At 71.7% G+C, this 24,690-nt stretch carries 18 protein-coding genes and 1 riboswitch; of the genes, 9 read left to right on the top strand and 9 right to left on the bottom strand.

What is annotated here, in order from left to right:
- Positions 1-50: 50 nt before the first annotated feature.
- The 4 genes from Pen02_RS32670 to Pen02_RS32655 form a co-directional block, all read right to left on the bottom strand.
- Positions 51-2,657 (bottom strand): glycosyltransferase family 4 protein, encoded by a 2,607-nt coding sequence (locus Pen02_RS32670; RefSeq protein WP_203870000.1) that lies wholly within the window; start codon positions 2,655-2,657, stop codon positions 51-53.
- Positions 2,658-2,776: 119 nt separating this feature from the next.
- Positions 2,777-3,823 carry a Gfo/Idh/MocA family protein gene (locus Pen02_RS32665; RefSeq protein WP_275413633.1) on the bottom strand — a complete coding sequence of 349 codons (1,047 nt, stop codon included), beginning with the start codon at positions 3,821-3,823 and terminating at the stop codon, positions 2,777-2,779.
- Positions 3,820-4,926, bottom strand: a complete 1,107-nt coding sequence (locus Pen02_RS32660; protein ID WP_203869999.1) for a DegT/DnrJ/EryC1/StrS family aminotransferase — start codon at positions 4,924-4,926, stop codon at positions 3,820-3,822. Before Pen02_RS32660 ends, Pen02_RS32665 begins: the two co-directional genes overlap by 4 nt.
- Before the next feature lie 156 nt (positions 4,927-5,082).
- Complete coding sequence (locus Pen02_RS32655) at positions 5,083-5,727, bottom strand: TetR/AcrR family transcriptional regulator (RefSeq protein WP_239141672.1); 645 nt, start codon at positions 5,725-5,727, stop codon at positions 5,083-5,085.
- Between the two features lie 155 nt (positions 5,728-5,882).
- Here Pen02_RS32655 and Pen02_RS32650 point away from each other — a divergent pair, with 155 nt between their 5' ends.
- The 6 genes from Pen02_RS32650 (at position 5,883) to Pen02_RS32625 (ending at position 12,770) form a co-directional block, all read left to right on the top strand.
- Positions 5,883-6,779 carry an ABC transporter permease gene (locus Pen02_RS32650; RefSeq protein WP_203869998.1) on the top strand — a complete coding sequence of 299 codons (897 nt, stop codon included), beginning with the start codon at positions 5,883-5,885 and terminating at the stop codon, positions 6,777-6,779.
- 4 nt (positions 6,780-6,783) lie between these two features.
- Positions 6,784-7,596: an ABC transporter ATP-binding protein gene (locus tag Pen02_RS32645; RefSeq protein ID WP_203870132.1), complete on the top strand. Its 813-nt coding sequence runs from the start codon at positions 6,784-6,786 to the stop codon at positions 7,594-7,596.
- A 196-nt stretch (positions 7,597-7,792) separates the two neighbouring features.
- Positions 7,793-9,385 (top strand): bifunctional cytidylyltransferase/SDR family oxidoreductase, encoded by a 1,593-nt coding sequence (locus Pen02_RS32640; RefSeq protein ID WP_203869997.1) that lies wholly within the window; start codon positions 7,793-7,795, stop codon positions 9,383-9,385.
- Between the two features lie 53 nt (positions 9,386-9,438).
- Complete coding sequence (locus Pen02_RS32635; RefSeq protein ID WP_203869996.1) at positions 9,439-11,139, top strand: CDP-glycerol glycerophosphotransferase family protein; 1,701 nt, start codon at positions 9,439-9,441, stop codon at positions 11,137-11,139.
- Positions 11,140-11,264: 125 nt separating this feature from the next.
- A complete protein-coding gene (locus Pen02_RS32630; RefSeq protein WP_239141671.1) occupies positions 11,265-12,068 on the top strand; it encodes a GNAT family N-acetyltransferase in 804 nt (267 codons plus the stop codon).
- Positions 12,069-12,239: 171 nt separating this feature from the next.
- Positions 12,240-12,770 carry a hypothetical protein gene (locus Pen02_RS32625; protein ID WP_203869995.1) on the top strand — a complete coding sequence of 177 codons (531 nt, stop codon included), beginning with the start codon at positions 12,240-12,242 and terminating at the stop codon, positions 12,768-12,770.
- A gap of 197 nt (positions 12,771-12,967) precedes the next feature.
- Here the strand turns inward: Pen02_RS32625 and Pen02_RS32620 are convergent, their stop codons facing one another.
- Positions 12,968-13,825, bottom strand: coding sequence for a C39 family peptidase (locus tag Pen02_RS32620; protein WP_239141669.1), 858 nt, complete (start codon positions 13,823-13,825; stop codon positions 12,968-12,970).
- Positions 13,826-14,259: 434 nt separating this feature from the next.
- A riboswitch (cyclic di-AMP (ydaO/yuaA leader) is annotated at positions 14,260-14,402 on the bottom strand.
- Positions 14,403-14,657: 255 nt separating this feature from the next.
- On the opposite strand from Pen02_RS32620, the gene mdlC reads away from it, so the two are divergent.
- Positions 14,658-16,259: a benzoylformate decarboxylase gene (mdlC, locus tag Pen02_RS32615; protein WP_203869994.1), complete on the top strand. Its 1,602-nt coding sequence runs from the start codon at positions 14,658-14,660 to the stop codon at positions 16,257-16,259.
- Positions 16,260-16,275: 16 nt separating this feature from the next.
- On the opposite strand, the gene Pen02_RS32610 is transcribed toward mdlC, so the two are convergent.
- Positions 16,276-17,877, bottom strand: a complete 1,602-nt coding sequence (locus Pen02_RS32610) for a flavin monoamine oxidase family protein (protein ID WP_203869993.1) — start codon at positions 17,875-17,877, stop codon at positions 16,276-16,278.
- Between the two features lie 256 nt (positions 17,878-18,133).
- On the opposite strand from Pen02_RS32610, the gene Pen02_RS32605 reads away from it, so the two are divergent.
- A complete protein-coding gene (locus Pen02_RS32605) occupies positions 18,134-19,099 on the top strand; it encodes an AraC family transcriptional regulator (protein ID WP_203869992.1) in 966 nt (321 codons plus the stop codon).
- 142 nt (positions 19,100-19,241) lie between these two features.
- Here the strand turns inward: Pen02_RS32605 and Pen02_RS32600 are convergent, their stop codons facing one another.
- Both Pen02_RS32600 and Pen02_RS32595 read right to left on the bottom strand, forming a co-directional pair.
- Positions 19,242-20,321 carry an NADP-dependent oxidoreductase gene (locus tag Pen02_RS32600; protein ID WP_203869991.1) on the bottom strand — a complete coding sequence of 360 codons (1,080 nt, stop codon included), beginning with the start codon at positions 20,319-20,321 and terminating at the stop codon, positions 19,242-19,244.
- A 202-nt stretch (positions 20,322-20,523) separates the two neighbouring features.
- Complete coding sequence (locus tag Pen02_RS32595; protein WP_203869990.1) at positions 20,524-21,369, bottom strand: NAD(P)H-binding protein; 846 nt, start codon at positions 21,367-21,369, stop codon at positions 20,524-20,526.
- Positions 21,370-21,509: 140 nt separating this feature from the next.
- On the opposite strand from Pen02_RS32595, the gene Pen02_RS32590 reads away from it, so the two are divergent.
- On the top strand, positions 21,510-21,974 hold the full coding sequence (locus Pen02_RS32590) for an aminoacyl-tRNA deacylase (protein WP_203869989.1): 465 nt from the start codon (positions 21,510-21,512) through the stop codon (positions 21,972-21,974).
- Between the two features lie 176 nt (positions 21,975-22,150).
- Here Pen02_RS32590 and Pen02_RS32585 read toward each other — a convergent pair whose 3' ends face one another.
- The gene (locus Pen02_RS32585; RefSeq protein WP_203869988.1) at positions 22,151-24,676 is read right to left on the bottom strand and encodes a DNA gyrase/topoisomerase IV subunit A; all 2,526 of its coding nucleotides are present in this window, start codon (positions 24,674-24,676) and stop codon (positions 22,151-22,153) included.
- Between the last annotated feature and the right edge of the window lie 14 nt (positions 24,677-24,690).

Here is a 24,690-nt window from a genome sequence, read left to right as displayed (position 1 = left end):
AGCCTGTCCGGTGCCGGGGCAGGACGCGAGGTCCCGCCCCGGCGTGGAGGTCAACTGGCCAGGAAGCCCGCGAACGCCTGCGCGGTACGCCGGCCGTCGTGGTACTCCCGGACGTAGGCGATCGACTCTGCGCCCCGGCGTGCGGTGCCGGCCCGGTCGTCCAGCAGGGACTCCAACACCTGGCGCAGGTTGGCCGGGGTGGCGTTCACGATCGGCGGGGTCGTGCCGACCGTCCCGGCGACGCTCTCGCTGAGGTATGCCACCACCGGCTTGCCGGCGGCCATCGCCTCCACCGCGAACGTGCCGTAACTGCCGGTGGTGAACTGGTCGATGACGATGTCACTCGTCTTGACCAGGTCCGCCATGTCCTTCCAGGCGACGTTCTCGGCCAGCCGCAGCTCGATCGCGCCCCGCTCGTGCAGGTCGTTCAGCACCGGCAGGATCCGGTCGGTGCCCTTGGTCCAGCGCTTCGACGGACCGTGCAGCACCACCGGCCGGGCCCGCTCCATGATCGGCTCGTCGGTGGCCCAGGCGTCCAGGTCCACCACCAGCGGCGCCCAGGTGGCCCAGGGCAGGTCGTCGAGCAGGTCCGGGGTGGTGACGAAGAGCGGCAACCCGGTCTCCTCGGCCACCTTCCGGTTCCGCTCGGCCCGCACCGTGTAGCGCTCGACGTAGCCGTCCGGGGCGTCCCGGAACAGCGAGAACTCGTGCCGGGCCAGGTGCCGCTTGGGATGACGTACCTCGCTGCCGTGGCCGAGCAGCGCGACCTTGATCTTGGCGCGGTGCAGGGCCGGCAGGTCACCCTCGATGTTGTTGCCGTTCAGGTGTCCGAAGAAGGGCAGGAACGCGTCCGCCACCAGGTGCGTGTAGCGGCCGATCGCCCGCTGCACCTGCTCCAACTGGCAGTCCAGGTCGGGCAGCCGGGCCTGGTCGACGTAGACGTCCGCCGGATAGAGCAGGGTCGGCGAGGTCTTCACCATCACGACCTCGGCGGAGACCTCGGCGTTGCTCCGGCAGATCGCCTGCGCGAAGGTGGCGAGCTGGCCCGCGTAGTTGGCCGGGCCGAGACCCAGCCGGACCTTGGTGTGGTCCAGCGGACGCCACCGGGGCAGCGGCCCCGGCTCGGTCGCCGGACCGGCCACCGGCACCGGCTGCTCGGTCAGCGACCAGCGCACCTCCGGGCGCGGGTTGGGCGGGGTGATCCCGGAGATCTGCTGGTAGAGCTGCATCAGGCCGGCGCTCTGCGTCTCCCAGGAAAGGTCCTCCAGGATCTCCTCGGTGATCGCGTCGGCCAACTGCTTCCGGTTCGCCATCGCGTGCGTGACGGTGGCGACGAAGCTCGCCGCGTCGTCGGAGCGGAAGACCTCGCCGACCTTGTGCTTCCGGACGTACGCGCTGAGCGTCTTCACGTCGCTGACCACCACCGGCAGCCTGCCGTGCAGGTATTCGGCGAGCTTCGTGGGAAGCGAGATCTCGTAGTTCAGCGTCCGCTTCGAGCAGATCAGGCCGAGGTCCGCCGAGGAGAGGTAGTCGGGTACGGCGTGCTGCGGCACGTACGGCACCACGTGGATCCGCTGCCGTACGCCCAACTGGTCGGCCTTCTCCAGCAGCGTCGTCAGCTCCGGGCTGGTCCGCCCGGAGACGATCGCGAGGTGGAACTCGGGCAGCTCCGGCAGGGCGTTGACGGCCACCCCGAGCCCCCGCTCGGCGGCCAGCCAGCCCGAGTAGACCAGCAGCGGCACGTCCGGCTCCAGGCCGCAGGCCCGGCGTACCGAATAGGTGTCCCGCCCGGTGTTGACCGTCTCCCGGATCGGCACGTTCCGGACCACCAGCGGGGTCTTCTTCAGCTTGTAGTCCTTGCGCAGCAGCTCGGCGATCTCCGGGGAGACCGTCACCACCGCGTCGGCGAACCGGATGAACTCCTTCTCCAGCGCGGCGAACGCGCTGGCCTGCAACGGCTCCGGCCAGTCGACGCCGGTCACGTACTCGTGCGCGTCGTAGAGCCACCTGACCTTCTCGCCCCGGGCCCGCATCCGGGCGACGCTCTGCGCCGCCGTGCCGATCATCGTGATGTCGTTGGCGTGGATGACGTCCGGCTTGAACTCCTCGATCGCCGGGCCGAACGCGAGGTCGAGGTCGAGCAGGTAGGGCCAGTCCTTGGCCCACTGCCCGGTCGGCGACGCCTGGTAGCGCTGCTCCCACTGGAAGGCCCGGACCCGCAGTTGGTGGGTCATCCGGCGGGCCCGGACCAGTGCGCCCAACGCCCGGCTGGCCGGTACGGCGATCGCGTTCACCGCCGCCGAGCGGCCCTCGGTGGCCCGCATCCGGCCCATCCGGGCGGTGGTCTGGCGTACCCAGGTCTGGTTCGCCGCCCGGGTGCGCGCCAACGCCTCCTTGTCGGCGATGCCGAACTGGGTGACGATCCGGCGAAGCTTGTGGCCCTTCTGCTTCGCCCGCATGTGCGCCCCGACGCCGACCCGGACGACCTGGACGGCGCCCATTGTCGACTTGACGGCGCGGCCCCGCCCGGCGCCGATCAGCAGCACCTCCCAGCCGGCCCGGGCGGCGGAGATGGCGGTCTTCTGTACCCGGGAGTCCCCGGTGATGGCATTACCGACGATCACTGCCAGTCGCGGTCGGCGAGCGGGCGGTGCCATGCGCGATCCTCCAGTTAGAACGAGCTGACTCTTACCCGCCTGCGACGGGACTGTGCAGACAGAGCTCGGAGATACGGGTGCGGTGGAACCGCGCGCGGCCACCGGGGCCGCGCGCGGTTTCAGCCGGTCGTGGAGAGGTCGCCGACGGTCCGGTCGCCCGGTGCCACCGACACGGTGCTGCCGTCCGTCGCGGACTGGAGCACCGCTGCCGCCACCTGGACCGTACGCAGACCCTGGCGCAGCGTCACGATGTCGCTGTCCTTGCCCTCCACCGCGTCGCGGAACCGCTCGTGCTCGACGAGCAGCGGCTCCCGCTTCGGGATGGCGAACCGGACCATGTCGCCCTCGGCCACCCCACGGAACGCGCGCAGCGCCTCCCACTCGGTGTCGATGGCGCCGTTGGCGTAGAAGGTGAGGTCGGCGGTGAGGGTGTCGGCGATGAAGCAGCCCCGGTCGCCGGTGATCACCGTCGACCGCTCCTTCAGCGGGCTCAACCAGTTCACCAGGTGGTTCACCATCGTGCCGTCGGTCAACTGGCCGACCGCCGCCACCATGTCCTCGTGCAGCCGGCCGCTGCGGGAGACCGTACGGGCCGACACCGAGACGTACTCCCGGCCGGTGACCCAGCTCGTCAGGTCGATGTCGTGGGTGGCCAGGTCCATCACCACGCCGACGTCGGCGATCCGGTGCGGGAACGGGCCCTGCCGGCGGGTGACGACCTGGAAGACCTCGCCCAGTTCGCCCGCCTCCAGCCGGCTGCGCAGGTTCTGCAACGCCGGGTTGTACCGCTCGATGTGCCCGACCCCGGCCACCAGGCCGGCCGACTCGAAGGCCGCCACCAGCCGCTGCGCGGTCTCCACGGACTGGGCCAGCGGCTTCTCGATCAGCGCGCTGACGCCGTTCGCGGCGAGTTCCAGGCCGACCTGCTCGTGCAGGGCGGTGGGGCAGGCCACGACCGCGTAGTCCAGCTTCATCGCGATCAGCTCGGCCAGGGTCGCCACCACCGGCGCCCGGACCGTGCCGGTGGTGTCGCCGGCCGGATCGGCGACGCCGACCAGCTCGACACCGTCCAGGTTGGACAGCACCCGGGCGTGGTTGCGCCCCATCGCGCCGAGCCCGATCAGGCCGGCGCGCAGCGTACGCCCCTGGCCGCTGACGACACTCACTGTGAGCCCTCCAGGCTGTTCACGGCGTCGGCGATCCGCTCCAGGTCGGTCGCGCTCAGCGACGGGTGGATCGGCAGCGAGATGACCTCACGGGCGGCCCGCTCGGTCTCCGGCAGGGTCCACGGACCCGGCTTGCCGTCCTCGCCGAGATACGGCTTCAACCGGTGGATCGGAGTCGGATAGTACACGGCGTTCCCGACGCCCCGGTCCAGCAGCTTCTGCTGGGCGCCGTCCCGGTCCCCGGTCACCCGGATCGTGTACTGGTGGTAGACGTGCCGGGCCGCGTCGGCGACCGGCGGGGTGACCGCCCCGGTGATCCGGGAGTCGAGGAACTTGGCGTTCGACCGGCGCTGCTCGGTCCACTCCGGGAGCTGCTGGAGCTGCACCCGGCCGATCGCCGCCGCCACGTCGGTGAGCCGCACGTTCGCCCCGACGATCTCGTTGGCGTACCGCTGCTCCATGCCCTGGTTGCGCAGCAGCCGCAGGGTACGGGCCAGCTCCGGGTCACCGGTGGTGATCATGCCGCCCTCGAGCGAGTGCATGTTCTTGGTGGGGTAGAAGCTGAAGCACCCGGCCGCGCCGAAGCTGCCGACCGGCGTGCCGTTCAGGGCCGCGCCGTGCGCCTGGGCGGCGTCCTCGACGACGGCCAGGTTGTGCCGCTCCGCGATCGGCATCAGCTTGTCCATCGCGGCGGGGTGGCCGTAGAGGTGCACCGGCATGATCGCCACGGTGCGCGGGGTGATGGCGGCCTCGACCGCCGCCGGGTCCAGGCAGAAGCTGCCGGCCTCGATGTCCGCGAAGACCGGCTCGGCACCGACCAAACGGACCGCGTTCGCGCTGGCCGCGAAGGAGAACGACGGCACGATGACCTCGTCGCCGGGGCCGATGTTCAGCGCCATCAGGGACAGGTGCAGGGCGGACGTGCCCGAGTTGACCGCGACACAGTGCCGTCCGGCGACCAGTTCGGAGAACTCCTCCTCGAACGCGGCCACCTCCGGCCCCTGGACCACCCGGCCGCTGCGGAGCACCCGTACGGCGGCCTCGATCTCAGCTTCTCCGATAACTGGTTTCGCGGGTGGAATCAGGTCTTGCTGCCCAGTCATGGGCATCCTCCTGTCGACGAGGGGATCGCGTCCGGCAGCGATGCTAGCTCTTGACGCGGTCGATGAAATGGGTGGTGGGGTTCAGGTCACGGGGTGGAGCGGGTCCCGGGGGGTGCCGGGGGCTGCGGCGCGTACGGCCGGTTCGGCCGCCGACGGTCAGCCGGGCAGAGCGACGTCAAGGCCCCCTTCCACCGGCACCGGGCCCCGCACGCCGAGCCCGGCCGCGATCGCGGCGGCCATTCGAGGCAGGTAGTCCTCCGGGAACGGGGTGCGGGCGACGGCGAGCCGCCAGTAGAGCGGACCGATGATCAGGTCGACCGCGACGTCCGGATCCGCCTCCGGGGGAAGCTCACCGCGACCGACCGCCCGGTCGATCAAGAGTATGCCGACATCCCGCTGGTTCGCCCGCAGGGCCTGCTGGAGGGTCTGCGCGATTTCCGGGTTGCGGGCCGCCTCGGCCAGCAGGTCCGGAACGATCTGCGAGGCCAGCGGGTGTCTCAGTGCCCTGGCCACGATCGCCAGCAGCACCTCCAGGTCACCCTTTAGGCTGCCGGTGTCCGGTAACGGTAGGCTCTGTCCGGCAACCCGGGACACGATCTCCAGCACCATCTCCAGCTTCGAACTCCATCGGCGATAGATCGCCGTCTTGCCGACGCCGGCCCGGCGCGCGACCGCCTCGATCGAGAGGCGTCCGTAGCCGACCGCGGCGAGTTCCTGCATCACGGCCCGGCGGAGTGCGGTGGTTATCTCCCCACGGAGTACCGCCGCTCCCGCTGGAGCACGCCGGTTGTCGGTCGCCACGTCGGCCAATATAGCGCGACGACGGTACGGTTGCGTCCCGACGTAGTTTGGACTACCTTGCCACGCAGCGACGGCCGAAAAGGCGTTCCACCGCAACAGCTCGGCCCGCAAGTCGCGCGCATCTTTCAAGCCCGGACAGATCGGAGCGCCCAGCTATGGCCAGCACGGCGGTAGCACATCCCGATTCAGAGCTGACCCAGGCACAACTGGCCGCCCGGTACGGTCTGTCGGTCGCCGGAGCGCGACCCAGCCTCGGGCGGTACGTCAACCAGCTCTGGTCGTATCGGCACTTCATCACCGCCTACGCCAATGCCAAGCTGGCGGCCTCGTTCAGCACGGCCCGGCTGGGGCGGCTCTGGCAGGTACTGACCCCGCTGACCAACGCGGCGGTCTACTACCTGATCTTCGGCGTCATCCTCGGCACCAGCCGGGAGGTCGAGAACTTCATCGCCTACCTCTGCACCGGGCTGTTCGTCTTCACCTTCACCCAGTCCGTGGTCAGCGGCGGCGTGACGGCGATCAGCGGCAACCTGGGGCTGATCCGGGCGCTGCACTTCCCCCGGGCCAGCCTGCCGATCGCGATCACGCTGACCCAGTTCCAGCACCTGCTCGCCTCGATCGTCGTACTCGCCGGCATCGTGCTGATCGACGGCGAGCCACTGACCCTCGAATGGCTGCTGCTGATCCCGGCCATGCTGCTCCAGTCGGTCTTCAACGCCGGTGTCGCGATGGCGATGGCCCGGCTCGGGTCGAAGATCACCGACCTGAAGCAGCTCGTCCCGTTCGTGATGCGTACCTGGATGTACGCCTCCGGCGTGCTCTACAGCGTGCAGAACTTCGAGAAGCACCTGCCGGAGTGGGCAGCCTCCCTGGTGCAGCTCAACCCGCTGCTGGTCTACATCGAGCTGATGCGGCACGCGCTGATGGAGACGGCGCCGGTCACCGCGTCGCAGACCCAGTCCTGGCTGCTCGGCATCGGCTGGGCGGTACTGGCCGGTGTGCTCGGGTTCATCTACTTCTGGCGTGGTGAGAAGGAGTACGGCCGTGGCTGAGCCGATCGACCCCAAGACCGACCTCTCGGCGACCACCACCACCGTCGGCGGTCCCCGGATCCCCACCGTCGTCGTCGACGACGTGCACGTGGTCTACCGGGTGTACGGCGCCGGCGCGGGCGGCAACGGCAGCCCGGTGGCCGCCCTCAAGCGGATGGTGACCGGCACCAAGTCCGCCGCCGTCCGCGAGGTGCACGCGGTCAAGGGCGTCAGCTTCACCGCGTACCGGGGCGAGGCGGTCGGCCTGATCGGCAGCAACGGCTCCGGCAAGTCGACCCTGCTGCGGGCGATCGCCGGACTGCTGCCGGCCAGCCGGGGCGCCGTCTACACCCAGGGCCAGCCCTCGCTGCTCGGCGTGAACGCGGCGCTGCTCAACGACCTCTCCGGCGAGCGCAACGTGGCGCTCGGCTGCCTGGCGATGGGGATGACCCCGCCCCAGGTGCGGCAGATCACCCCGGACATCATCAAGTTCTCCGGCATCAACGACCGGGGCGACTTCAGCTCGCTGCCGATGCGGACCTACTCCTCCGGTATGGCCGCCCGGCTGCGGTTCTCCATCGCGGCGGCGAAGAAGCACGACGTACTGCTGATCGACGAGGCGCTGGCCACCGGTGACGCCCGGTTCCGCCGCCGCAGCGAGCAGCGGGTACGTGAACTGCGCGCCGAGGCCGGCACGGTCTTCCTGGTCAGCCACAGCATCGACACCATCCGGACCACCTGTGAGCGGTCGATCTGGCTGGAGTCCGGGGTGATCCGGGCGGACGGCCCCACCGACGAGGTCGTGCCGGAGTACGAGAAGTACATGAACCGGACGTAGTCCGGACACCGGCGGTTCACCGGGGGCGGCGGCAGCGCTCAGGCGCCCTGCCCCGCCCCCGCCGCGCTAGGGTCCTAGGGGTCGTCCGCGACCCCGCCCCCGACGCGGATCCGCCCGATACCGCCCAGGCGGCGCGAACGGTGCGACGACGCCCGGGAACACCCAGTCCACCACGCACAGTCAGTGAGGATCGGCAATGGTGCAGAACCCGGCGACGCGGCCGGCCGGCCAGCCGGACGCCGCCCCGTGGCGGCCCACCCGGACCGTCGCGGTGGTGCTGGCCGGAGGCACCGGGACCCGGGTCGGGCTGGGCATCCCCAAGCAGCTCCTCAAGATCGCCGGAAAGCCGATCCTCGAACACACCGTCGCGGTCTTCGAGTCCGCGCCCGAGATCGACGACATCATCGTGCTGATGGCGCCGGGCTTCCTCGACGAGGCGCGGCAGATCGTCGACAAGGCCGGCTTCCGCAAGGTCAGCCAGGTGATCGAGGGCGGCGACACCCGGAACGCCACCACCCGGCTCGCACTGGCCGCGATCGGCCCGGACGACTGCAACATCCTCTTCCACGACGCGGTCCGGCCGCTGCTCAGCCCCCGGATCGTCCGGGAGTGCGTCAACGCGCTCTGGACGCACTCCGCCGTCGACGTGGCCATCCCGTCCGCCGACACGATCATCCAGGTGGACGAGGACGACTGCATCACCGACATCCCGGTCCGGTCCCGGCTGCGCCGGGGGCAGACGCCGCAGGCGTTCCGGTCCGGCACCATCCGGGCCGCCTACGAGGTGGCCGGCGAGGACCCGGAGTTCAGCGCCACCGACGACTGCGGGGTGGTGCTGCGCTACCTGCCCGAGGTGCCGATCAAGGTGATCGAGGGCTCGGACGAGAACATCAAGGTGACCCACCCGGTCGACGTACACCTGGCGGACAAGCTGTTCCAGCTCGCCGCCGCACAGGCGCCGGGACTGGGCGACGATCGGGCGTACACCGAGGAGCTGAGCGGCCGGACGGTGGTGGTCTTCGGCGGCAGCGAGGGCATCGGAGCGCGGCTGGCCGAGATCGCCCGGGGCTACGGCGCGGACGTCTTCCCGGTCAGCCGGTCGACCACCGGTACCCACGTGGAGCGGGCCGAGGACGTCGCCGCCGCGCTGCGCGGTGCGTTCGAGGCGACCGGCCGGATCGACCACGTGGTGGTGACCGCCGGGGTGCTCCGGATGGGCGCGCTGGCCGAGATGGACGAGGCGACCATCGCGCAGATGTTCCAGGTCAACCTGGTCGCGCCGGTGGACATCGCCCGGCAGGCGCTGCCCTACCTGCGGCAGACCCGGGGCCAGTTGCTGCTCTACACCTCCAGCTCCTACACCCGGGGCCGGGCCCGGTACGCCCTCTACTCCGCCACCAAGGCCGCCGTGGTCAACCTGACCCAGGCGCTCGCGGACGAGTGGTCCGAGTTCGGCGTACGGGTGAACTGCGTCAACCCCGAGCGGACCGCGACCCCGATGCGGACCCGGGCGTTCGGGGACGAGCCGGAACACACCCTGCTGGCGGCCGACACGGTGGCCCGGGTCTCGCTGGACGTGCTGCTGTCCGGGCTGACCGGCCAGGTGGTCGACGTCCGCCGCGCCCCCGGCGACCCGGCCACCGACCCGACCGGTCCGGCCACCGCCGCCAACGGCAGCACCGAGCCGAACGGTTCCGGCGGGCCGGAGCAGGCCGCCGGGTCCGGTCGGATCGGCCGGCAACGCTCCACCACCGAACTGGTGCCACCACCCCGGGTCGGCACCCCCTAGCCGAATCCCGCTCCGGCGGGCCCCCGTCCGGCGATCCGTGAGGAAGGAAGCGCATGCGTGGCGATCTGGTCAGGAAGCTGACCGTCCGGTGTCTGAGTGCCGGCCTGGCCGTGCTGTCCTTCCTGGTCCTGGCCCTGACCTCGGCCGAGTTGCTCGGCCTCGGCCTGGCGGTGGCCGGTGCGGCCTCGGTCTGGGTGGAGCGACGGGTCAACCCGCGCGCCGACCTGGTCGCCGAACCGGTCCTGCTGATCGCCGGGGTACTCGTCGGGTACGCCCACGGGGTGCCCGAGTCCGAGCTGAACTGGGTCGGGCTGGTGCTCACCGGCGCGGCCCTGCTCGGGCTGACGCTGGCCGAGCGGCCACTGCGGGACGCCGTCGAGTTGGAGGTGCGCTCGGCCAACCTGGGCGTACGCTCCTGGCCGCTGCTGGTCGCCGACCGGCTCGGGCCGGCGGTCCTGGTCCTGCTGGTCGTACTCGCCGGCAGCGCGGCGCTCGACCTGCCGGTCTGGCCCGCCCTGGTGCTCACCGTGCTGGTCGGCGCGGCCTGTGCCGTCGGCGCGGTCGGGCCGATCGCGCTGCGCCGACTGCGCCCCTCCGGCGGGCAGAGCGCGGTCACCTCGGCAATCCGCCGGCACCAGCCGGAGTTCCTGCTCTACTTCTCCGCGCCGCCCGGCTCGGAATACCAGGTCATGATGTGGCTGCCGTACCTGGAACGGATCGGTCGGCCGTTCATGGTGCTGCTCCGCGAGCCGAACTTCCTGCCGACGATCTCGGCCGCCACGAAGGCGCCGGTGGTGGTCTGCCCGACGCCACGCTCGATCGACGAGGCGATCGTGCCGAGCCTGCGGGTGGCGTTCTACGTCAACCACGGCGCCAAGAACAGCCACTGCATCAGGTTCGCGCACCTCACGCACATCCAGTTGCACCACGGCGACAGCGACAAGGCGCCGAGCGCCAACCCGGTCTCCGCGATCTTCGACCGGATCTTCGTGGCCGGGCAGGCGGCGATCGACAGGTACGCCCGCAACGGCGTGAGCATCCCCCGGGAGAAGTTCGCCATCGTCGGCCGCCCGCAGGTGGAGTCGATCGCCGTGCGCCGGGAGCCGATCCGGGACCGGGCCGACAAGGTGGTGCTCTACACGCCGACCTGGACCGGGCACAACGCCGACGTCGACCACTGCTCGCTGCCGGTCGGCGAGACCCTGGTCCGCCGGCTGCTGGACCGGGGCGTGACGGTGATCCTGCGGGCCCACCCGTACACCTCGCAGAACCCGGCGTCGGCCCGGCAGCTCGCCCGGATCGAGCAGCTCCTCGCCGAGCACCGGGCCAGCACCGGGCGACGGCACGTCTTCGGCGCCGACGCGGCGAAGAAGATGAGCCTGGTCGACTGTGTCAACGCCTCCGACGCGCTGGTCTCGGACGTCTCCGCGGTCATCTCCGACTACCTCTACTCCGGCAAACCGTACGCGGTCACCGACCGGGTCGGCGAGGGTGAGCGGTTCGTCGAGGGGTTCCCGCTGGCCGGCTCGGGCTACGTGCTGGACGCGCAGATGTCCAACCTGGACGACGTACTCGACCGGCTGCTCGACACCGATCCGCTGGCCGAGACCCGCTGGCGGACCCGTACCCGCTATCTCGGCGACTTCCCCGAGCAGCGCTACGCCGACGGGTTCCTCGACGAGGCCCGCCGGCAGGTGGAGGGTGCCGGTGCGCCGTCGCCGGTACCGTCGCCGCGCCCGGCTCCGGTCTCCTAAGCTTTCCGGTCTCCTGGCATCCCCGGTCTCCTGGCGCCTTCTGCCGGCACTCGTTCTCCTGGCGCCGCAGTCTGCTGGCGCACCGGTCTGCTGGGTGGCGGCGTCGGCTGTGCCATGATGCGTCGGTGACGAAGATCGAAGCCAGCCACGACCGGAACGAACTCGCCGGCCTGCTGCGCCGCGATCCGCACCTGCACGCGTACGAGCTCGGCGACCTCGACGACTTCTACTGGCCGTACACCACCTGGTACCGCCAAGGCGACGCGGTGGCACTGGTCTACCACGGTGCGCCCACACCGGTGCTGCTGGCGCTGCACCGCTCGCCTGCGGTACTGACCGAGCTGCTCACCGGGCTGCTGCCGGTGCTGCCCCGGCACTTCGAGGCGCACCTCTCCCCCGGCGGCGCGGAGGTGCTGGCCCGGGAGTACCCGGTCAGGTCGCGCGGTCCGCACCTGAAGATGGCGCTGACCGACCCGGACCGGCTGGAGCGGGTGGCGCCGGGCGGCGAGGTGCTCACCGAGGCCGACATCCCGGAACTGACCGCGTTCTACCGGGCGGCCTATCCGGGCAACTGGTTCGACCCCCGGATGGTCGAGACCGGCCACTACGTGGGGATGCGCCGGGACGGCGAGCTGGTCGCCGTCGCCGGGGTGCACGTCTGGTCGCCCCGGTACCGGGTGAGCGCGCTGGGCAACGTGACCACCGCTGCGGCGTACCGGGGACAGGGGCTGGCCAGCACGGTGGTGGCGACGCTCTGCCGGCGACTGCTGGAGACCGTCGACACGGTGGCGCTGAACGTGGTCGCGGAGAACACCGCCGCCTACAAGCTGTACGACCGGCTCGGTTTCACCCCGGTCGCCGAGTACACCGAGTACCTCGTCGGCGAACCGCCCGCACCGGCATCCTCGGCGGCCGTCCGTCCTCTTTGAACCGGATCACCGACTCGTACCGGTCCGGCACTTGTCAACGATCAGCACCACGGGCACCATGTCAACGTTCCGAAACCCGCCAGGTCGTCCGGACCCTCCGTCCGCCCGGCCCGTACGCCTGTCGGCCATCCCCTGTCTTCGCCGAACTGATCTGTCGCCGAGGAGGCGCCGGTGCTTGAGGAGTTCATGGGCATTCCTGCCCATCCCTTCCTGGTCCATGCCGCAGTGGTCTTCATCCCGCTGCTGGCCCTGACCGCGGTCGGGTACGCGTTCGTCCCGTTCGTCCGCCCGCATCTGCGCTGGGTGCTGGGGCTGCTCGCGGTCGCCACCCCGCTCGCCGCGCTGATGGCCAAGCTCTCCGGCGACCGCTTCCTGGCCCGGCTGGAGTCCCGTAACCGGGTCAGCCCGGAGTACGTCCCCCGACTCGCCGAGCACCAGGATCTCGGCACCACCACCCTGTACGCGACGCTCCTGCTCGGGGTGCTGGCCCTGGTGCTGGTCTTCCTGGTCAAGCCGAAGGGCGCGGCGGCTCCGGCGACGACCGGCGACGCCGAGCCGGGCAGTGCGCCCGCCGCCGCCAAGGGCTCCCCGGTGCTGACCGTGGTACTCGGGGTGCTGTCCCTGGCCGCAGCCGGGTTCGCCCTCTACTACGTGTTCCGCACGGGTGACACCGGCGCCAAGGCGGTGTGGGAGGGCCAGTGAGCCCCGCCGCCTGCCAGCCGCTCCGCACAGGAAGCCGCCTGACCTCGCACCGTTGACGGGGGACCGCCTGACCGCACTCCTCCCCTGCTCGGGACCGGTACGAACGACGACGCCGGCCCGTCCCATCCCCCGGTCGGCACGGGTCGTCCGGGTGGTGGGTCGGGCCGGCGTTCGTGTTCACCGGCGAGCGGGTCGGATCAGGACGAGTAGCCCCGGGTGGCCGCCCAGTTCGCCAGGTCGATGGTGCTCAGCCAGTAGTTGCTGTCCTCGCCCGGGATGGCCGGGTCGGCGATCTTCACCGTACGGCCGTCGTCGCGGTAGCCGACCACGGTGAGGTAGTGGCCGCCGGGGTAGCTGTGCCAGCCGCCGTCGAGGTCGGTGACCGAGCCGGCGATGTTGACCACCACGGCGTACCCGCTGGTGACCGCGTGCACGACGTCGCCCTGGAGCTTGTCCATCTGGGCCGGGGTGGCCGCGCCGCCGGGGATGGCGGTGGTGCGGTAGAAGTCCGTCCCGGTGATCTCGTTCAGCGCCCGGGTGGTGTCCTCGGCCGAGTTGGTGCCGCTCATCGTGGTGCCGAGTTCGGCGGCGACGGCGTCCTGGCTGGGCTGCTTGTCCCGGACGGTGAGCGCGATCCGGGTGGCGGCCGGGCCGCAGTACCAGCCGTTGATCTGGGCCTGGAACTGGTAGTCCAGCAGCTTCGACTCCGGCGGGGCCGGTGGCTTGCTCGGGGTGCTGGCCGGGGCCGCCTTCGCCGCCTTGCTGGCCGCCTTGGTCGGCTCGGCGGTGGCCGGCTGCGACGGGGTCGCCGGGGCGGTCGTTCCCGGGGCGCCGGTCGGCGGCGCGGTGGTGGCGGGCGCCGCGGCCTGGCCGGCCGCCGGGGCGCCGACCTCGGCGACGGCGACGGTCGACGCCGCCGGGGCGTCCGGCCCGGTCGAGGTCAGTACGACCCCGGTGGACGCGGCGGCGGCCAGCACCGCGGCCGAGGCGAGCGCGAGCCGGTTGCGCCGGCCGGACATGGCGGTTCTGAACCGCCCGTTAATTGCGTGCTTCAACGTTTATCCTCCAGAGGAAATGCGCGTCACCGTTCCCGGGGGCGGGAAATGACGCGGCGTTTCTGTCCGCTGCCGGAATGCGACGCGAAATCGCGCGAGAATCGCACGGCGAAGGTGCCGGAGAAATCGGCGGGACCGACCGACGGCGGGCCGACCGGCGAATGCGCCCTATCGGCGTACCGGCGGAATCAGTCCCACCACGACCCGTCGCGGCCGTCCGGCGGCCTTACCGGGAACTGCCGGCCATCCGGCCGGCGGGCCCGGAGCGCCCGCGCGTCGACGAGGTTCGCGTCACATACCGCTGTCAGGCCAGGGTCGGGTACCTGCCGTGGGCCGGGCGGCCCGGAACGGTCGCGGCGGCCGGAAGCCGCTCGGCGACGCAGCGAGGGAACTGGGGGGACGGGCCGGAGCCCGGATGGTGCGGCACGAACAGCTACTCCTTCCGACACCGCCTACCGGGTTAGCTGACGGATTCGGGCGGGAAGGCCGCCCTACCGCGGGCCGGGTGGCTCGCGGATTCACCCCAGATAACTGTGGGTCCCCGGCTCGTTACCTAACGACTCGGCGGGTCCGCTCCGGTGTCACCCGCACGGCGACCAAGGGGCCGGACCGGACTCGCCGACATTACTGGCCGCGTTCTGTCGATGCCAACCCCCTGAACAGCGAAAACAGGAACCGACACCCCGATTCGGACGTCCCGCGACCGGGCTGCGGGCCGTCGGCGGGAGGCCGCATAAACCAGCATGATCATGTACGCGTACGGTATGACGGAAATGACCGGCTTGGCCGGGTGGTCGGAGTGTGGGACGAGGACACCAGGAGGCTCCTTCCGATGACAACGGTGCACGAAGCGACCTACGACCTGCTTCGTTCCCTCGGCCTGACCACCCTGTTCGGCAACCCCGGCTCCACCGAGGAGCCATTCCTGAAGAACTTTCCGGCCGACTTCGCGTACGTTCTGGCACTCCAGGAGGCCAGCGTGGTCGCGATGGCGGACGGCTACGCCCAGGCCAGCGGCCGGCCGGTGCACGTCAACCTGCACACCGCACCCGGCACCGGAAACGGAATGGGCAGCCTCGTCACCGCCTGGCACAACAAGACGCCCATGATCGTGACCGCCGGACAGCAGACCCGGACGATGAATTTGTTCGAACCGATGCTGACGAATGTGCGCCCGACCCAACTACCCGAGCCGTACGTGAAATGGAGTCACGAGCCGCTGCGCGCACAGGACATTCCCGAGGCGTTCATGCGGGCGTACGCCACCGCCGTACAGCCGCCGGCCGGGCCGGTGTACCTCTCGCTGCCGCTGGACGACTGGGACGAACCAGCCACCGGCCCCGCCGAGGTACGCAGCGTGAGTACCCGGGTCGCGCCAGACCCGGCCGGACTGGCCCGGTTCGCCGAGATTCTGGCCGGCAGCCGGAACCCGATGCTGGTGATCGGCTCCGGAGTCGACCGGGGCGGCGGCTGGGAGGAGGCCGTCGCGCTCGCCGAACGGACCCGGGCACCGGTCTGGCAGCCCCCGTTCGCGGACCGGGTCGGCTTCCCGCAGGACCATCCGCAGTTCCAGGGGCTGCTGCCGCCGGCGATCGGACCGCTGGCCGAGAAGCTGGTCGGCCACGACACCGTACTGGTGATCGGTGCCCCGGTGTTCCGTTACTACCCGTACGTGCCCGGTCGGCAGGGTTACCTGCCCAGCGGTACCCGGCTGCTGCACATCACCGACGACCCCGACGAGGCGGCCCGGGCCCCGGTCGGCGAGAGCCTGGTCGGCGACGTGACGCTGGCCTGCGCCGGACTGACCGGACTGCTGCCGGCGACCGACCGGCCGCTGCCACCGCCCCGCCCCGCTGCGTCGGACGGATCCAGCGGCATCCCGCTCTCCCCGGAGGCGCTCTTCGGCGCACTCGCCGCCGAGTGGCCGGCGGACGGGGTGGTGGTCCCCGAGTCCCCGTCCAACCTCAGCGTGCTGCACCGGCAACTGACCATCACCCGGCCGGCGTCGTACTTCAAGATGGCCAGCGGCGGCCTGGGGTTCGCGCTGCCGGCGGCGGTCGGCATCGCGCTCGCCCAACGGGACACCCGGCAGCACCGGCCGGTGGTCGCGGTGATCGGGGACGGCTCGTTCCAGTACTCGCCGCAGGCGCTCTGGACCGCCGCCCAGCACCGGCTGCCGGTCGTCTTCGTGGTCCCGGTCAACCAGGAGTACGGCGTGCTGAAGGCGTTCGCCGAGTTGGAGGACGCGCCCGGGGTGCCCGGACTGGAACTGCCCGGCCTGGACATCCCCGGCATCGCCCGGGGCTACGGCTGCACCGCCCACCAGGTGGAGTCGGTGGACGAGTTCCGGACGGCGTTCCGGGCCGCGCTCGGCACCGAGAGCCCGACCGTGCTGGCCGTGCCGATCACCCGGGACGTCGCGCCGCTGCTGTGATCGCCGCCGGATCTGGTCAGCAGGACATCACCCGCTGGTGCAGGGCGGTGACCACCGTGCGGGCCGAGACGAACGCGCCGTGCTGCCAGGCCACCTCGTGACTGAGCCAGTCACCGGCGAAGTAGACCCGGCCGGAGGGCTGGAGCAGCAGGTCGTAGCCGGTACTGCCGTGCGGCGGCGAGGTCCAGGCGCCCTCCAGGTAGCGGGTCCGGTCCCAGGCGTGCGATACCGACGTGACCAGTTCGCTGCGGTACTTCTCACCGTGGATCTTCACGCCCTGCATCACCGCCCGCTCCTGCCGCTGCGCCGGAGTCAGCGCACTGTACGCCCGCGCGTTCGCCCCGGTGTTGTAGTAGCCGACGATCAGCCCACGCCGGCCGTGGAAGCCGTAGGACGGGTACCAGATGTGCGACAGGTCGAGGTCGGTCTCCGTGATGCCGCCGTAGATCCGCTGGTCAAGCTCCCACCAGCGGCTGCGGTACTCCAGACCGATCTTGCCGGAGGCGGTGGTCGGGAAGCTGCCGAGCGCCGCCGTCACGCCGGTGCCGAGGTTGTGCGGCACCTTGGCCATCAGGTGCGGCGGCAGCGTCGCCACGCAGAAGTCGGCCTTGAGCAGCCGTTCCCGGCCGCCCTGCCGGTAGGTCACCTCGACCCGGCCGCCCTGGTCGGTCACCCCGGTCACCTCGGCACCGAGCTGGATCCGGTGCCGGCCGACCGCCTTGGCCAGTGCCCGGGGAATCTGGTCCATCCCGCCGACCGGCTGGAACATCAGCATCGCCTGGTCATAGCCCAGCTCGAAGGAGAAGTACCGGCCGACGTTGCTGGCGAAGACGTCGGCCAGCGGCGGCGGGGCGCCCAGCGGTACACCCTCGTCGTTGCCGGCGCCCGGATAGCTGACATAGCCCCGCCGCCCGGTGCCGGTGTACGCCCAGCCGTCGGTGCGCCCGCCGATCGCGCCGTAGCTCTGCAGGAACGACAGCAGCCGCTGCTTGTCGGTGGCGGTCAGCCGGTCGTCCAGCGCGCCCTGGTCGGTCGCCTTGGCCAGCAGTTCCGAGACGTAGCCGTAGACGTCCGCCTTGGCGGTGCGGTAGCGGACCGGGGCGGTCATCCCGGCCGAGGCGTTGTAGATCCAGGCGTCCGCGTTCGCGTTGGTGAACACCTCCACGGGTACGCCCAGCTCGCGGCAGTAGTCCATGGTGACCATCCACTGCGCGATCCGGCCCGGGCCGGCGTTGAAGTAGACCCCGTCGGAAAACGTCGCCCGCTGGGTGTGACCGTCGAGATCGGTCTCCACGTCGCCGCCCCGGATGGTCAGGTTCCGGCCGCCGGCCCGGGAGCGCGCCTCCAGCACCGTGCAGTCGTACCCCGCCTTGCCCAGCTCGTATGCGACGGCGAGGCCGGCGACGCCGCCGCCGAGCACCACCACCCGGGCGCCTGACCGGCCGGTCAGGCTGAAGTCGGCGCGGCTCGGTGCCCGGAACGGCGGTGCGGCCGACGCGGCGGTCGGGGCGAGCCCGAGCGCACCCATGGTGGCGAGCATCGCCCCGGCGCCCCCGCTGACTCCGACCGCGCGGAGGAAGCCCCGCCGACTGACCGTGGACTGCTCGTGCTGGTTCATGCCGCCCCCTGTCCGAAGATCAAGTGCATGGGACGCCGAGTCTTCAAGGGGTGTGTTTCCGTCGAGGAACAGAGAAAGTTGCCGATTTGTTTCAGCGCTGCCGCCGGATCGGCGGTCCGGGCAGGTCGGACGGATCGACACGGTGATGCCGGATATGACCGAACGGTTACGCGTCGCCTCGCGGCGGACACTACCCATCGTGGACGGTTGCGGACCAATCCAGGCATTCGGATGTTTCCGTGTCTAGACTGTTCCCGTGCTCGATGCCCTGTCGCGGCTGCTCCAGGATGTCCGGCCGGAGGGTGCGCTCTTCGACCGCTCGACGCTCCGGCCGCCGTGGTCGCTGCGGATCGTGGAGGCCGCCCCGCTCACCCTGCTGACCATGCTCGGCGGGGACGCCTGGCTACGGCCGGACGGCGGCGAGCCGATCCGGCTGCGTACCCGGGACGTGGCGATGGTGGTCGGCACCGAGCCGTACGAGGTCGCCGACAGCCCGGACACCACCCCGCAGGTACTCGTGCACGACGCACGCCGGTGCACCACCCCGGACGGGCGGGTGGTGGACGAACGGATCTCGATGTGCCGGGCCGACGCCGACCCGGCCCGGTCGACGGTGCTGCTCAAGGGCACCTACCTGGTCCGCAGCAGTGTCGCCCGGCGAGTGCTGACCGCACTGCCCCGGATCGCCGTGGTGCCGGCCGATCCCGCCGGATCGCCGACGATGCAGATGATCGCCCGGGAACTCGGCCGCGACAAGCCGGGGCAGCAGGTGGTGCTGGACCGGCTGCTCGACCTGCTGCTCGTCGCCACCCTGCGGGACTGGTTCGACCGTCCGGGCACCCGCGCACCGCACTGGTACCGGGCACACGCCGACCCGGTGGTCGGCCCCGCACTGCGCCTGCTGCACGACGACCCGGCCCATCCGTGGACGGTGGCAACGCTGGCCGGCAAGGTCGGCGTCTCCCGGGCGGCGCTGGCCAAACGCTTCACGGAGTTGGTCGGCCAGCCGCCGATGGCGTACCTCGCCGCCTGGCGGACCTGCCTCGCCGCCGACCTGCTCCGGCAGACCGACGCCACCGTCGACGCCATCGCCCGGCAGGTCGGCTACGCCAACGGGTACGCCCTGAGCGTCGCCTTCAAGCGCACCCAGGGCGTACGCCCCAGCGAGCACCGCGCCGCGTCCCGGACCCCCGTCCCGGAACGCGGCGCGGCCGTCCCCTGACCCGACCGTCGGGAGCCTGACCAGCGTTCCCCCAGCTCGACCCGTCGGCGAGCCGGAGCAGCTCTCCCCAGCTCGACTCGTCGGCGAGCCGCATCAGCGTCCTGCCCTGCCCCGGCTCGTCGGCGAGGCGGTGCAGCTCTCCCTAGCTCGGCCCGTCGGCAAGGCGGACCAGCATCTTGCCGACGTTGCCGCCCCGGAGCATCTCCAGGAAGGCGCCCGGCGCCGCCTCGATCCCCTCCCGGACCGTGGACACGGTCCGCAGCGAACCGTCGGCCAGCCAGCTGGCGGCCAGCGGCAGGTACTCGGCGAACCGGTCCAGGTGGTCGGTCACCAGCATGCCGCGCAGGCTGAGCCGCTTGCTGACGGCCAGCGCGAGGTTGGCCGGGCCGGGCACCGGCGCGGTCGCGTTGTAGCCGCTGATCGCGCCGACCAGCGCGACCCGACCGCCCACGTGCAGGGCACCCAGCGCCGCCGCCAGGTGGTCGCCGCCGACGTTGTCGAAGTAGACGTCGATCCCGTCCGGCGCCGCCGTCGCCAACTGCGCGGCCACCGAGCCGGCCCGATAGTCGATCGCGGCGTCGTAGCCGAACTCCGCCACCAGCCGGCGCGCCTTCTGCGGCCCGCCGGCCGAGCCGACGACCCGGGACGCGCCGAGCTTGCGGGCGAACTGTCCGGCGACGGAGCCGACCGCACCGGCGGCGGCCGAGACGAAGACCACGTCGCCGGGGCGTACCGTGGCGGTGTCGGTGAGCGCGACGTAGGCGGTCAGACCGGTCAGACCGAGCACCCCCAGGTACGCCTCGGCGGGCGCGATCCCGGTGTCGACCACGGTCGCGGCGGCGGCGTCGAGGACGGCGTACTCGCGCCAGCCGAGGAAGTGCGACACGGTCGCCCCGACCGGTACCGACTCGGCCTCGGAGGCGACGACCTCGCCGACCGCCCCGCCGTCCAGGGCGGCCCCGATCCGGAACGGCGCGATGTACGACTTCCGGTCGTCCATCCGGCCCCGCATGTACGGGTCCACCGACAGCCAGGTGTTGCGGACCAGGATCTGGCCCGGCCCCGGCGCCGGCACGGTAGTCCGGACCAGTTCGAAGTTCTCCGGCCCCGGTTCACCGGTCGGCCGAGCCACCAGGCGGATCTCCCGGCTGCTCAGGTCCGGACCGGCAGAGTCGGTCCCGTCCTGGCCGTCCCGCTGGCCGGTGCTGGCGTCGATCGACATTCCACGTCCTCTCGGTACTGTTCGGTGGCGCCGGGTGCCGCCCGGTGGTGTGCTGTCCGCTGCCTCGGCTCGCCGCCGCGCAACGTCACCGGCCGGTCCGGTCGCCGCTGATCGGGCTCGTGCCCGGTTGCCCGGTACTACCTACTCCGGCTCCGGCGGTTACCGCGCCGGTTGGAAATTCCAGCTACCCCGGCCCCGGCGGCTACCCGCGCCGGTCGGGGTTCCAGATTCCGGTCGGTGCGGTGGCCCGGACGTAGTCCGCGAAGTCCCGGGGCTCCCGCCCCAGCACCTGCCGCACCCCGTCGGAAAGGTGTGCGTTGCGCCCCTGCGCGATCCAGCCGAAAAGCAGGTCCAGGATCTGCACCTCGTCGGCTGGTACGTCTGTCCCGGCGAGCCGGGCGACGTACTCCGCCCCGGACACCGGCCGGTACCGCACCTCCCGTCCGGTCGCCTCGGCTATCTCGCGTACCGCCGCACCGAAGCTGAGCAGCCGGGGCCCGGAGAGATCGTAGGTCCGCCCCGCGTGACCGGGGCCGGTGAGCACGGTGACCGCCACCTCGGCGATGTCGTCGGCGTCGACGAACGGCTCCAGGCCGTCACCGGTCGGCAGCACGAGTTCGCCGTCCAGCACCGGATCCCGCAGCAGCGGCGCCTCGCTGAAGTTCTGCCCGAACCACGTCGGGCGGAGGATCGTCCAGTCGACCCCGGCGGCCTCGACCGCCCGTTCGCAAGCGAGCCGCTCGGGATCGCCGGAGAGCCCCCAGTCCCGGGAGGAGAGCAGCACCAGGCGGTGCACTCCGGCGGCGACGGCCTGCGCACAGAGGTCGGCGAGCCGGGCCGCCGCGTCCGGGCCGCCGGAGTCGACCAGGTAGACGGCTTCGGCTCCGGCCAGCAGCGGCGCCCAGGTGCGGTCGTCGTACCAGTCGAAGCGGGTCGGGGCGCTCCGGGAGGCCGCGCGGACCGGTCGGCCCTGCCGCGCCAACAGGGCGGCGACCCGCCGGCCGGTCTTTCCGGTACCGCCGAGGACCACGATGGGTGCGTCGCTCATGCACCCAGTCAACCCCGGCCATCGGCGACGCGAAATGGCTCGGACGCTCGGACGGATGTCCGAGCGTCCAGCCGGGCCGGTCCGGCCCGGGGTCGGTGGACCCGGCCCGGAGCCGCCGGGCCGGCGGGTACGGTGGCGCCATGTCCGCGATCGACGCCCTCAACTCGGCCGGTATCCCGCACCGGGTGATCCGGCACGGCCCGGTCCGCAGCGTCGCCGAGGCGGCCGAGGCGATCGGCGTCGAGGTCCCGGACGTGGTGAAGACCATCGTGGTACGCCGGGGCGAGCAGGACTTCGTCTTCGTCCTGGTACCCGGTGACCGGGTCATCTCCTGGCCGAAACTGCGCACCCTGCTCGGCGTGAACCGGCTGTCCCTGCCCGGCGCCGACGAGGCCCGGTCGGCGACCGGCTACGAGCGCGGCACCATCACCCCGTTCGGCTCCCGCACGGCGTGGCCGGTGGTGGCGGACGAGCGGCTCCGGGGCCGGACCATCACGCTCGGCACCGGGGAACACGGCGCCGCCGTCGCGCTGGCCGCCGACATCGCGCTGGCCAGCCTCGACGGCCAGGTCGCCGACGTCACCGACCCGGAACCGCCCCGCTGACTCCTCCGCCCGCCCACCGACCACCGTGCACTGACCACCCCGTGCACTGACCACCCCGTGCACTGACCACCCTGTGCGCTGACCACGGGTGGAGCTGGGCGTCACCACGCACAACCGCCGACACTCGCAGTCCAGACGGCGACCCGGTTCGTTCGTGCCGCCGCCAGCCGTCCGGCTCAGCCGCGTTCGATCAGGTGGCCGACCTTGTCCGGGCCGAACATCGCCGCCCCGGAACCGTCCCGGCGCTGGTCCGGCTCGGGCAGCGCCATCGGCTCGCCGCGCTTGCTGATCCCGACCGGCCGGGGCCCGACCCAGGCGACGACCAGCCTGGACTCGCCCTTGAGGAAACGCTGTGCGCGTACCCCGCCGGTGGCCCGACCCTTCGCCGGATAGAGCGCGAACGGGGTCACCTTGACTCCGCTGCCGCTGGACGTGACCACCATCGGCTCGCCGTGCTCGTCCTCCTCGGTGCGGACCGCGCCGAAGAAGACCACCTCGGCGTCGGCGCCGAGATTGATCCCGGCCATGCCGCCGCCCTTGGGGCCCTGCGGGCGGACCAGGGTGGCCGGGAAGCGCAGCAGCGAGGCGTCCGAGGCGACGAAGGTGAGCGTCTCCGCGCCGTCGGTGAGCCAGGTCGCCCCGACCACCTCGTCGCCGTCGCGCAGCCCGATCACCTCGAACTCGTCCGACCGGACCGGCCAGTCCGGCGCGCAGACCTTGACCACACCCTGCCGGGTACCGAGCGCCAGGCCCGGCGAACCGGCGCCACGCTCACCGAGCGGCGCCAGCCCGACCACCGTCTCGCCCTGCTCCAGCGGTACCAGTTCGGCGGTGGACATGCCGCCGGAGAGCGAGACCGTGCCGGCCTGCTCCGGCAGCACCGGCAGCGGCAGTACGTCGGTCTTGAACGCCCGCCCGGCGCTGGTCACCAGCAGCACCTGCCCGCGCGCTGTGGTGTGTACGACGGCACGTACCGCGTCGTGCTTGGTCCGGCCGTTGCGGCGCCGCCCCTCGGCGGCCTCCTCGGACTCGGCGGCGGTCCGGGCGACCAGCCCGGTGGCGGAGAGGATCACCTGACACGGGTCGTCGGCGACCTCCAGCGGCCCGGCCGGCGCCGAGGCGGCCAGCACCTCCTTGAGGTCCCCGTCGATCAGCGTGGTACGCCGGGGTGCGGCGAACTCGTCGACCACCACCTTCAGCTCCTCGGAGACGACCTTGCGGAGCACCCGGTCGTCGTCCAGGATCTCGGTCAGCGCCGCGATCTCGTCGCGCAGCCGCTCCCGCTCCACCTCCAGCTCGATCCGGTCGAACTTGGTGAGCCGGCGCAGCGGGGTGTCCAGGATGTAGGTGGCCTGGATGTCGGAGAGCCCGAACTGGCTCATCAGCCCGTCCTTGGCGGCCTGGGCGTTCTCGCTGGCCCGGATCAGCCGGACCACCTCGTCGATGTCGAGCAGCGCCATCAGCAGACCGTCGACCAGGTGCAGCCGGTCGGCGCGCTTCTGACGGCGGAACGTCGTACGCCGGGTCACCACCTCGTAGCGGTGGGCCAGGAAGACCTCCAGCAGGCGCTTGAGCCCGAGGGTCTGCGGCTGGCCGTCCAGCAGGACGAGGTTGTTGACCCCGAACGACTGCTCCAGCGGGGTGAGCCGGTAGAGGTCGGCCAGCAGCGCCTGCGGGTTCACCCCGACCTTGCACTCGATCACCAGCCGGGTGCCGTTCTCCCGGTCGGTCAGGTCCTTGACGTCGGCGATGCCCTGGAGCCGGGCCGCCTGCCGCTGCCCCTTGCGCGGGCCGGAGGTGATCAGCTTGCCGCGTACCTCGTCGGTGATCGCCTCGATGATCTTCTCGGCGCCGACCCCGTACGGCAGCTCGACCACGGTGATCGCCTGCCGGCCCCGGCTGCCCTCCAGCGGACCGGTCTCCACCCGGGCCCGCATCCGCACCACGCCCCGGCCCGTCTCGTACGCCTTGCGCACCTCGTCGAGGCCGAGCAGCATCCCGCCGGTCGGCAGGTCCGGGCCGGGCACGAACTCCATCAGTTTGTCCAGCTCGGCGTCCGGGTGGTCGATCAGCCACCGGGCCGCCGCGACGACCTCGCCGAGGTTGTGCGGGATCATGTTGGTGGCCATTCCGACCGCGATCCCGGAGGTGCCGTTGACCAGCAGGTTCGGGAAGGCGGCCGGCAGCACCGAGGGCTCGGTCAGCGAGCCGTCGTAGTTGGGCTTGAAGTCGACGGTCCCCTCGCCCAGCTCGCCAACCAGCAGCATCGCCTCCCGGGACATCCGGGCTTCGGTGTACCTCGCCGCTGCCGGTCCGTCGTCCGGGGACCCGAAGTTTCCATGCCCGTCGATGAGTGGGGTGTTCAGCGAGAAGTCCTGGGCCAGCCGCACCATCGCGTCGTAGATCGCGGTGTCGCCGTGCGGATGAAACTTGCCCATCACATCGCCAATGACCCGGGCCGACTTCACGTGCGCCCGGTCGGGCCGGTGCCCCTGCTCGCTCATCGAGTAGAGGATGCGTCGGTGCACCGGCTTGAGGCCGTCCCGCGCGTCCGGCAGCGCGCGGGAGTGGATCACCGAGAAGGCGTACTCCAGGTAGGAGTCCTCGACCTCGGTGGCCAGTGGGTTGTCCAGGACCCGGGCCCCCGCCTGGTCGAAGGCGGACAGGTCGACCTTCGGTCCCTTACCCGTACGGCGTGCCATGACGTGAAGTGCTC

Origin of the sequence: Plantactinospora endophytica, assembly GCF_016862915.1 — a bacterium.
GTDB classification, from domain to species: domain Bacteria; phylum Actinomycetota; class Actinomycetes; order Mycobacteriales; family Micromonosporaceae; genus Plantactinospora; species Plantactinospora endophytica.
The sequence above is the reverse complement of the archived record's forward strand: the minus strand, read 5'-3'. Positions and strand labels throughout refer to the sequence as shown.

What these genes read in the sequence shown, in the direction of transcription:
- Pen02_RS32595 (WP_203869990.1), bottom strand. Translation starts at nt 21,369, where the DNA reads ATGAGCGACGCACCCATCGTGGTCCTCGGCGGTACCGGAAAGACCGGC.
- Pen02_RS32650 (WP_203869998.1), top strand. Translation starts at nt 5,883, where the DNA reads ATGGCCAGCACGGCGGTAGCACATCCCGATTCAGAGCTGACCCAGGCA.
- mdlC (WP_203869994.1), top strand. Translation starts at nt 14,658, where the DNA reads ATGACAACGGTGCACGAAGCGACCTACGACCTGCTTCGTTCCCTCGGC.
- Pen02_RS32670 (WP_203870000.1), bottom strand. Translation starts at nt 2,657, where the DNA reads ATGGCACCGCCCGCTCGCCGACCGCGACTGGCAGTGATCGTCGGTAAT.
- Pen02_RS32600 (WP_203869991.1), bottom strand. Translation starts at nt 20,321, where the DNA reads ATGTCGATCGACGCCAGCACCGGCCAGCGGGACGGCCAGGACGGGACC.
- Pen02_RS32585 (WP_203869988.1), bottom strand. Translation starts at nt 24,676, where the DNA reads ATGGCACGCCGTACGGGTAAGGGACCGAAGGTCGACCTGTCCGCCTTC.
- Pen02_RS32660 (WP_203869999.1), bottom strand. Translation starts at nt 4,926, where the DNA reads ATGACTGGGCAGCAAGACCTGATTCCACCCGCGAAACCAGTTATCGGA.
- Pen02_RS32640 (WP_203869997.1), top strand. Translation starts at nt 7,793, where the DNA reads ATGGTGCAGAACCCGGCGACGCGGCCGGCCGGCCAGCCGGACGCCGCC.
- Pen02_RS32610 (WP_203869993.1), bottom strand. Translation starts at nt 17,877, where the DNA reads ATGAACCAGCACGAGCAGTCCACGGTCAGTCGGCGGGGCTTCCTCCGC.
- Pen02_RS32590 (WP_203869989.1), top strand. Translation starts at nt 21,510, where the DNA reads ATGTCCGCGATCGACGCCCTCAACTCGGCCGGTATCCCGCACCGGGTG.
- Pen02_RS32635 (WP_203869996.1), top strand. Translation starts at nt 9,439, where the DNA reads ATGCGTGGCGATCTGGTCAGGAAGCTGACCGTCCGGTGTCTGAGTGCC.